Here is an 8,466-nt window from a genome sequence, read left to right as displayed (position 1 = left end):
CTGACTACTGACTACTGACTACTGACTACTGACTACTGACTACTGACTACTGACTACTGACTACTGACTACTGACTATTGACTACTAATTATTCTTTTACTCGCACGTCGATAACGCTGGCGTTGAAAATGTACTTGTTGCCTTCAAGCTCTAGCGTAGTGCCAATTTTGACTTTCGTATTACCTAAAACCGGGCCATTTTCAGTAAGTTGACCTTTTCCCTCTAAGGTAAACATCATATTTTTGCTGAAAGCTTCTTCTTCTCTGGGATCGGGGAGAGCTTTCAGAGTGCCGTTGGGCTGAGGAACTGCTAGGGTTCTGGTGAGAGTTTTGACAGATTTGATGGTAATCTGACCGGAGGGTTGATTGCGGATCACCACATTGATTTTATCACCTGTTTTGAACAAATCTTGAACGTTTGTTCCTTTGAGACCGATCGCAATTGCATCAATTTCTACAGGTTTGACACTGGTGCCGACTTGGGCGACGGAACCGCCAGAAGTGCCGGGAAAGAAAAAGATTCCGACTGCAACTAGCAGTACGATTAGAGCAGCAGCTACGTCTAGAATGCTGAGTTTGCCGAACAGTCGGCCTTGAGAATCCAAAATTTTCATAATCGCCTATTATACTGATAGCGACAGGAGTATGTTTACAAGCTCAGGACTTACACAGACATCGATGAAAAACAGATGCTGCTATTGCTGAGCTACCGCTGGCAATGACATACTTTATTGATGCGTAAGTCCTAAAGCTAAAAGATATTACCACAACGATCGCCCAAAATCCGCATGACTGGGGCACTTAAGCTAGAAGGCAGTTGACGGCGGTTGGTTAGCCTGGGGGTCGATCGCCCAGAAGCTGGTGGCGACGTTAAAAATTGACAAAAAGCTAGAATAGCAACTAAGCAGCCTCAAATTACGTCTGCCTATTTAGTGACTTTTCGAGTTTTTCCTACAATTTTATCTAACTTCTGGCACCTATCACTCATGTTAAAAAGTTTTTGGTTGACTTGCCGCCGTACTTGTGGCCGGGGGATTTATCTGTTTCTGTCCCTGATTGTGGCTGCAGGTATCTGGGTGGTTTCCCCGGAACCGACTCAAGCATTTTCTTTGCCTGAACTAATTTTTCGGGGCATTCAAGTTATTCAATTGTCGAATATGTCCGATCGCCAAGAGGTGACTATTGGCCAACAAATTAATCAGCAGTTAACGAACAGCGAGTTTAGGATTGACCGCGATCGGGACACTACAGAATATATCAACCGCATCGGTCAACGACTCGCTCAAGAAAGCACTCGCCCCGATATTCCTTATACTTTTCAAGTCATTGACGACGACACGATTAATGCTTTTGCAACTATGGGCGGTTTTGTTTATGTGAATAAAGGCTTGATGACAGCGGCGGACAATGAGGCAGAATTGGCAAGTGTGATCGCCCACGAAATCGCTCACATTAATGCTCGCCACGCGATTAAACAAATGCGTCAAATGGCCATAGCTTCAGGTGTAGCTTCGGCCACTGGGCTCGATCGATCTCAGGCGGTTCAGATTGGCGTGGAATTGGCTTTGCGGCGCCCCCACAGTCGCCAAGCTGAGTATGAAGCAGATCAGTTGGGATTGCAAACTATGGGGCGAGCGGGCTACGCTCAATCTGGGATGGTTGATTTTATGAAAAAGTTGCTCAACAAGCCTTCTCCTCCGAGCATTTTGAGCACTCACCCGGCAACTGGCGATCGTATTGCTGCTATTTCGCAGGCTATAGATCCGGATCTTGCTAGCGGTGAAGGTTTGAATAATGAGGATTACAGGCTAGAAATCCGCAGACTTTTAGGTTCGTAGCAAATGTAAATCAGTCAGGCAATCTCTTATTTTAGACCTCTTGCAGAAATAGCTGGGACGGGCAAGATGCCCATCCCACAAAAAGTTTTTTATATTGTGGGATGGGCATCTTGCCCGTCCGAAACTTTGCTTAAAAGGACTTTTGCAAGAAGTATTTTCTCTTCTCTTCCCTTCTCTTTTCTTACTTCGCGATCTTCGCGTCTTCGCGGTTCGTTAAAAAACAAATCCAGTTACTAGGGTAAGTCAGCAGCAAGTTAATTTCGATTTAATAGATCGGACTTAAGCTGACATACCCTACAACTACAAATTGATTTAACACTGCTGTTAAACAACAGCATCGATCGCAGGTTCCGAGGGTGCAATCGGCTGCGGCTTCAATTGCCTGACAACTTCGTCAAACGGCAAAATTCGGACTTGATGGTTAAATACATTTACTTGATAAACTCTGCGGTAGCTGAGGTCAAATCCTGTCAGCCAGCCGCTTTTTGGATGATAAGCACCCGTGTCAATATCCAACCACCCTTCGCCCCTGACTAATTCGCCCGGTCTGACCCCATGAAAGGTAAAGGTGATCGTGTGACCGGTGATAATTAATTTATTGGGAAAATAGGGTTTCGACATGGTGTGAAATTCCCTGCGAATCCAACACAGTTGTTCGATCGACTGTTTATCGATCGACAGATGGGGGTCAACGCCGGCGTGAACCAGCCAGATGTCCCCTAAGTCCAGGTGCGTGGGGAGCGATCGCAGCCACTCTAAGTGTTTATACGGCATCATCCCTGTATCTCTGTAGCTCGCTACTGTCGCATCGCCGCCACTGTAGAGCCAAGATTGCCACGCTCGCATATCAAGTGGCGTCCCCGACAAAGCCTCCAGCATCAGTTGTTCGTGGTTGCCCAACAGAGTTTGGTAGGGGCTTTGCTGCACAAAATCTAATACCTGAGCGCTTTTGGGGCCACGATCGATTAAATCTCCTAAAAAATAGACGCGATCGTCCAAGCCGGGGGCAAGTGCCTCTAGCAGGGTCATTAACCCGTCGTAATGCCCGTGTACGTCCCCGATAACAATGCGCCGGTGCTCCATTGTGTTTATCCGCTTCCCTGACTCAAAACCCCCATCTCTAGCTTATAGCATCTGATTTTGCTGCTATTTGCCTCCCCTCTTTTACGGTGGAGGGGTCTCACCCATTATACTGCTTTATATAAAGATTCTGTAAAGCTCGCCAGTATCTGTTTGCGTAGCTACTGATAGAAACACAGGCAAGCTGTTAATTGTGCTTCTGCAACTGCTGTTACTGAGGCAAAGCTTTGAGTTATTTCACGCGTTAGGGTGCATCAGCGATTAGCCGACGGATTAAGTCGAAAATAATCCTAGCTGACACACCCTAAAATACGATCGAGCCTTAACGATGGTCACTGAGTCAAAGCTTTGAGGAATGTCTGGAGTTCTGCCAAAAAACCTTTCTTTTTTAGAGGTTTGGCAGGTGTGGTGGAGTCAGGATCGGCGCTTGGGAGAGCAGCGGCTAAAATCCGCTCTAAATCGTCTCCGACAGGTTTTTGGGCGGTTTCAGAAATTAGTTCGTATTCGTCGTTTGTTTCCAGCCACACTTGCCAGGATTGGGGGTAGCAGCGGAATAAAGCAGCAGTGTCTAGGGGTCTGATATAGTAGCAGGATTCGATTTTGTTGAGGAATCGATCGCGCAATTGGCGGCCCGCATAGCCTATACCTATGGTGGCAACATCTTCCAGGCGCGGGTTGAGTAGAATTACTGGGCGACCGGCCGCAGCTATGTAAAGTTTTTCGACTTGGGCAACTTCTACGGCTGCTGGATTGATCAAAAGGAAAAGTTGATCTTCCGGTGATATTTTATCTTCAACAGGGGTGCGACTGCTACCCAAATCAGTGACTTTAAACGGTGTTTCTCCCCAGTCGCGGCGCGCGAGGGCAGCCGCACCGGTGTCGGGAAAAAAGACTTTTACTCCGGGGTAGATTTCCTCAAATTCTGGGAGGAATTGTAGGGTGATAGACTGTGCTTGCAGGGCGATTTCTGGAAATACTAATTCGACTTGCAGTAGAGTTTTGCCGTCCGAGAGGGCGGCGGCGGTGGCAATGCGGGATTGGGCGATCGCCTCGTTGAGATCCTTGGGCAGTTCTGTCATTAATCTTATTGTTTTTACTCGACTTTTCTCAATCTAATTTTACCTGAAATATTGCACCTTTCTCAATTACCTGTTTAGGAACGGGCAAGATGCCCGTTCCACAAGAAAATTCACTTTTTGTGGAACAGGCATCTTGCCTGTTCTTGAGCATAGTACAAGATGTAAGTTTTACCGCCTCAAGCAACAAAAGCTAACACCGAGACGGGCGAACCGGAACCTCCCAAAAGACGCAAGATTCCGATAACTAAAGTGATTTCATCCGCAGGTAACAAGTCGAGATTTGCTAGATTTTCCAGCACTATTCGTTGCTTTTCCAATACCAATTTGTTAACCGCAAAACTTTCATCTCGCCCGGTATCGACTCCGTGAGTGTCGGTTCCAACTCCCGCGATAGAACGTTCTTCTAGCAAAAATTGAGTTGCTGGTTTGCCAAATCCGGGAAAGTGGCAAATTCCGCGATCGTCTCGGTTGAAAAATGCTCCCTGATTATCCCATTTTTCTTGCCAGCCACTATACAATAAAACGAGACTTCCCGGTTCTATAAGTTGGTGCTGCCGTTCCCAATTCAATATATCATCAATTGTTAAAGTGTAGTCGGGATTGGCAAGACTTTGCTCTCGGATGTCGATCGCAATTGCCGGCATAACGAGCGACTGCGGGGAATAACTATCAATGCTGGCGCCTCCTGCATAAAAGCTGTTGGGTGCGTTGATGTGAGTGCCGCTGTGTTCTCCCATTGAGAATTTTCGCAGGAAATACCCGTCTGTTTCTATTTGAGCTACTGTGGCAATTTCTGTCGCTGGATCTCCTGGCCAAATGGGAATATTTGGGTGAATTGCATGGGTTAAGTCTACAATTTTGCTGTAGGCGATCGTTTTTAAATTATTTGACTTAAAGTTGTTTGTCATCAGGTTAAATATATCTATTATTTATTAAACACAGTTGAGTTTTTGATTTTCTGCGCTCTCAATCTAAAATCTAAAATCTAAAACCTAAAATTCGATGAGTCGATCGAGCGTTGCTTTCATCACATCCTTTGTTTGCCCGGAAACAGTATACACCAAAGCTTCTCGATAAACTCTTCCGGCCGGGTGCACAATACCGTTAGCAGCACCGCTAGAAACTGCAACCGCAGCGTGCCCGCAACGCACCGCTAAATCAATGGCTTGAGCTCGCAGCGCTAATTGTTCTGCTTTCGAGCTATGTTGAGATTGTGGGAAATTCTGTTTTAGCCGATCGAGCTTTTGCTCTAGTTTTTGGCAAGCCGCCGTTATAAAAGGTGAATTTTTAGCAGCCGCCGCTGCTGCAATTACATCCAATCCCGCTCGAATACAGCCAAAAGTACCCGGAACAAAATTCAGTATATTTTTGGTGTCGTTTTCCGAAATCCAGCCGACAGGTTTAACTGAAATTATTTCCGATTCATGCAGCAACCAATTATCGAGAGTTGCTGTCACAGTGTTAGTCGAGTTCATCGCGATTAACTGCATGATTTCGCTACAAGCTATTTTACCATATTCGCGTTCAATATTGGCAAAAGGCACTAAACCGAAAACAGCGCGTTCGTCAGGAAGTACCGCCGCTACAATAAACTTTTGAAACAAGCCAAAACCTGTTACCCAAGGAACTTTTCCTGACAGTAAATAACCCGCTTTTGTGGGAGTTGCGGTGACGGCAGGATTGCCCGATCGCCTCAAATGCGAAAACCCAATACCCAAGCGTAACTCTTTTTGGGAGATCGCGGGCAAGTATCTGCTTTTTAGTATTTCATTGTCGCTGTTGGCAAGCATTGCAGTGGCGCTGTGGTGCTGAGTTTGCAGGAAAGACAAAGCGCCGGAATATCGAGCCGTCAATTCCTGATATTGGTAAAAAATCTCCGCTGCAATTTCGGCACCGCCCCATTTTTGGGGAACTCGCAATGCTAAGAGCGATCGATCTTCCAATCCCGCAACTGCTGTTTTTAGCGCTTCCGAGTCGCTGTCGATAATTTCCGCGTGGGGTGAAACGCACTTTTGTAGGTAAGTTTCTGTGCTGTTGAGAATATCTTGAGAATCCATTTTTTATAATTATTTTATAGCAGAGGTAGGGACACGGCACTGCCGTGTCCCTACTTATTTCCTCACATTCTGCACCCTTATCAAGAACAGGCAAGATGCCTGTTCCACAACAAATAAATTCTATCTATTGTGGAACGAACTGGCCGCAGAGCCCGTTCATAAAAGGCTGACTGAGAATGCCAAAACTAACTCATTGCCACACTTTCCAAGGAGCCTTCCCTTCATCCCAAAGCTCGTTTAAATACTTGTATTCTCGAAAAGTATCCATCGCAAAGAAGAAGCCCTCATGACGGTAAGCCATCAACTCTCCGTCTGCGGCCAAACGCTGCATTGGTTCCTGTTCTAAAATACAATCATCTTCCCCCAAATACTCAAACACCCGGCGGTTAAAGATCATATATCCAACACTTATCCAGCCGTCTATTTGAGGTTTCTCAGTAAATTCTACTACGCGGCTATCGCTGTCTACATCCAAAATTCCAAAGCGAGAAATCGGACGGAATGTGGTGACAGTTGCCAGCTTACCATGAGACTTGTGGAAATCGACTAAAGCCTCAATATTGACATCAGCAACTCCATCGCCGTATGTCACCATGAAATTCTCGCGATCGATATATTTTTCGATCCGTTTTACCCGCCCTCCTGTCATGCTTTCCGCGCCAGTTTCAGCCAGTGTCACATTAAAATCTTGCTCGCGATGTTCCTCGTGATAAGTAATGCAATTTTTGCGTCCCAGACAGATAGTAAAGTCATTGTTCATGGCTTCATAATTAAGGAAATATTCTTTAATCATGTTGCCGCGATAGCCCAAGCACACAATAAAGTTTTGGAAGCCGAAGTGTGCATAGATCTTCATGATGTGCCAAATAATCGGACGGCCGCCGACATCAACTAAAGGTTTGGGGCGAAATTCTGTTTCTTCTCTGAGACGAGTACCGAGACCACCTGCTAGGATAACTACTTGCATTTTTTTAATTTTTTAAAGATGATCAATTAATTTATCATCAATCATCAGTGATTTATTCAAAGAATTATTAACTTTTTCTCATACTGAGTGAAGCTTTGTAAACCACAGAAATCACGAACTATTATAAATAATTGTAGGGCGCGCGCGACCGCACCGTGTATTTGAATGCTGCGCGCAATTTATAACTAACAGTAGGGTGGTTACTGCGGACAGTATATTTGAATACAGCGCAATTTCTAACTTACTAAGAGTCGATTAAGAAAGAGACAAAAGAACAGCAAATACCTATACTAAATATAAGAAATAGATTCAACAGAAATGAAAAATCAACTTGACCGCCTAAACAAGTTTTTAGCTACCCTCTGCGCGATCGCCTCCATAATTATATTATTCCAATCGGCTATACCTGGTGTTTACGCCACGGTTGTTGCACCGGAAGGCTCAACTATACCACCAGCCACCCTAGCTTTTGTTCCGAACATACCGGGCGGCGGATTAGACTTTCACGAATCAGCAGGAGGACACACTTTAGAGAGACACGTTGGTAAAACAGCAGCACAACTAGCCCAGCGACTCGCAAGCGAAACGAGAATTTCTGCCGCATCTTCTTTTACTGATCGTTCCGTGGCCGAAGCCAGTATTGCGGAAGCAATGAACAGAAATCAAAGTGCGATCGACTCTTGGGTGAAAAGTCAAGGTAATCGTTATACGATCGACTACAATGCCAACAGAATCATTGGCATTACTCTGCGTCGCCGCGCATCCAAAGCAACTTCAACATCTCGCCTGAGAATTGTCCTCCAGCGCAGCACCAAATTACCTCCCGGATACTTTATTCTCACAGCCTATCCCCAATGATCAATCAATTTCCTCATTTAACCCAATTTTTCAGTTCCTACTTTCACCAAGACTGGCCATTAGAAGCTGACACTCCCAGCGATGTAGTGAACAACTACCGCAGCAGCGAACCGCCCGCAAGTGTTGAAGCTGCATCGCAAGAACTCAGCCAACTGCTAGAAATGCCGATCGCCCCAGCCGATTTAGAAGCATTCATCCTCGATGAATTAGGGTGTTACTACGACCCACAATCCGAAAATCAAACAGTCCGAGAGTGGTTGGAATCTGTGCAAAAATCTTTGAATAATCCCAGCTAAACTCTACTGACATCAGGTACCGCGCGATCGATCAACCCGTAGGGGCGGGTTCACCAATAGCCTCAAAAATTACAGATAGGTTAAATAAACCCGTAAGGATTCAGGTCAGGTGAAAAGCAGTAAAACCTATACGGTGTAACCATTTGATCGAATAATCATCAAATATCCCTTCTTATGAAGAAACCATGAAAGCTTTTATTTTCGTACCTCTTGAGAATTAAGCTGTTGATTTAGCGAATGCTTGAATTCTAGAAGTCCTTCTGTGACTACGTTTCAGATACCTGAATCCTTA

Annotated in this window: 9 protein-coding genes; 3 read left to right on the top strand and 6 right to left on the bottom strand. The window is 45.3% G+C overall.

Features of this window, described 5'->3' with window-relative positions:
- Positions 1 to 88: 88 nt before the first annotated feature.
- On the bottom strand, positions 89 to 613 hold the full coding sequence (locus tag QUA43_RS28510; protein WP_333378868.1) for a DUF4330 domain-containing protein: 525 nt from the start codon (positions 611 to 613) through the stop codon (positions 89 to 91).
- 372 nt (positions 614 to 985) lie between these two features.
- On the opposite strand from QUA43_RS28510, the gene QUA43_RS28505 reads away from it, so the two are divergent.
- Entirely contained in the window at positions 986 to 1,837 is an 852-nt protein-coding gene (locus tag QUA43_RS28505; RefSeq protein WP_333378867.1) for a M48 family metallopeptidase, read from the top strand.
- 324 nt (positions 1,838 to 2,161) lie between these two features.
- On the opposite strand, the gene QUA43_RS28500 is transcribed toward QUA43_RS28505, so the two are convergent.
- From QUA43_RS28500 to rfbF, 5 genes are all read right to left on the bottom strand, one after another.
- Positions 2,162 to 2,920, bottom strand: a complete 759-nt coding sequence (locus QUA43_RS28500; protein WP_333378865.1) for a metallophosphoesterase family protein — start codon at positions 2,918 to 2,920, stop codon at positions 2,162 to 2,164.
- 329 nt (positions 2,921 to 3,249) lie between these two features.
- Entirely contained in the window at positions 3,250 to 3,996 is a 747-nt protein-coding gene (locus tag QUA43_RS28495; RefSeq protein WP_333378863.1) for a DUF1995 family protein, read from the bottom strand.
- A gap of 176 nt (positions 3,997 to 4,172) precedes the next feature.
- On the bottom strand, positions 4,173 to 4,904 hold the full coding sequence (locus QUA43_RS28490) for a cyclase family protein (protein WP_333378861.1): 732 nt from the start codon (positions 4,902 to 4,904) through the stop codon (positions 4,173 to 4,175).
- Between the two features lie 84 nt (positions 4,905 to 4,988).
- Positions 4,989 to 6,053 carry an acyl-CoA dehydrogenase family protein gene (locus QUA43_RS28485; protein WP_333378859.1) on the bottom strand — a complete coding sequence of 355 codons (1,065 nt, stop codon included), beginning with the start codon at positions 6,051 to 6,053 and terminating at the stop codon, positions 4,989 to 4,991.
- A 190-nt stretch (positions 6,054 to 6,243) separates the two neighbouring features.
- A complete protein-coding gene (rfbF, locus tag QUA43_RS28480) occupies positions 6,244 to 7,020 on the bottom strand; it encodes a glucose-1-phosphate cytidylyltransferase (RefSeq protein ID WP_333378857.1) in 777 nt (258 codons plus the stop codon).
- Positions 7,021 to 7,338: 318 nt separating this feature from the next.
- Here rfbF and QUA43_RS28475 point away from each other — a divergent pair, with 318 nt between their 5' ends.
- Positions 7,339 to 7,878 carry an RNase A-like domain-containing protein gene (locus tag QUA43_RS28475; protein WP_333378855.1) on the top strand — a complete coding sequence of 180 codons (540 nt, stop codon included), beginning with the start codon at positions 7,339 to 7,341 and terminating at the stop codon, positions 7,876 to 7,878.
- Positions 7,875 to 8,174 (top strand): contact-dependent growth inhibition system immunity protein, encoded by a 300-nt coding sequence (locus QUA43_RS28470; RefSeq protein WP_333378853.1) that lies wholly within the window; start codon positions 7,875 to 7,877, stop codon positions 8,172 to 8,174. Before QUA43_RS28475 ends, QUA43_RS28470 begins: the two co-directional genes overlap by 4 nt.
- Positions 8,175 to 8,466: the final 292 nt, after the last annotated feature.

Origin of the sequence: Microcoleus sp. N9_B4 (assembly GCF_036701635.1) — a bacterium.
Classification (GTDB): domain Bacteria; phylum Cyanobacteriota; class Cyanobacteriia; order Cyanobacteriales; family Microcoleaceae; genus Microcoleus.
The sequence above is the reverse complement of the archived record's forward strand: the minus strand, read 5'-3'. Positions and strand labels throughout refer to the sequence as shown.

Excerpts from the sequence above, each read along its gene's own strand:
- QUA43_RS28510 (WP_333378868.1), bottom strand. The coding sequence starts at position 613 with ATGAAAATTTTGGATTCTCAAGGCCGACTGTTCGGCAAACTCAGCATT.
- QUA43_RS28505 (WP_333378867.1), top strand. The coding sequence starts at position 986 with ATGTTAAAAAGTTTTTGGTTGACTTGCCGCCGTACTTGTGGCCGGGGG.
- QUA43_RS28500 (WP_333378865.1), bottom strand. The coding sequence starts at position 2,920 with ATGGAGCACCGGCGCATTGTTATCGGGGACGTACACGGGCATTACGAC.
- QUA43_RS28495 (WP_333378863.1), bottom strand. The coding sequence starts at position 3,996 with ATGACAGAACTGCCCAAGGATCTCAACGAGGCGATCGCCCAATCCCGC.
- QUA43_RS28490 (WP_333378861.1), bottom strand. The coding sequence starts at position 4,904 with ATGACAAACAACTTTAAGTCAAATAATTTAAAAACGATCGCCTACAGC.
- QUA43_RS28485 (WP_333378859.1), bottom strand. The coding sequence starts at position 6,053 with ATGGATTCTCAAGATATTCTCAACAGCACAGAAACTTACCTACAAAAG.
- rfbF (WP_333378857.1), bottom strand. The coding sequence starts at position 7,020 with ATGCAAGTAGTTATCCTAGCAGGTGGTCTCGGTACTCGTCTCAGAGAA.
- QUA43_RS28475 (WP_333378855.1), top strand. The coding sequence starts at position 7,339 with ATGAAAAATCAACTTGACCGCCTAAACAAGTTTTTAGCTACCCTCTGC.
- QUA43_RS28470 (WP_333378853.1), top strand. The coding sequence starts at position 7,875 with ATGATCAATCAATTTCCTCATTTAACCCAATTTTTCAGTTCCTACTTT.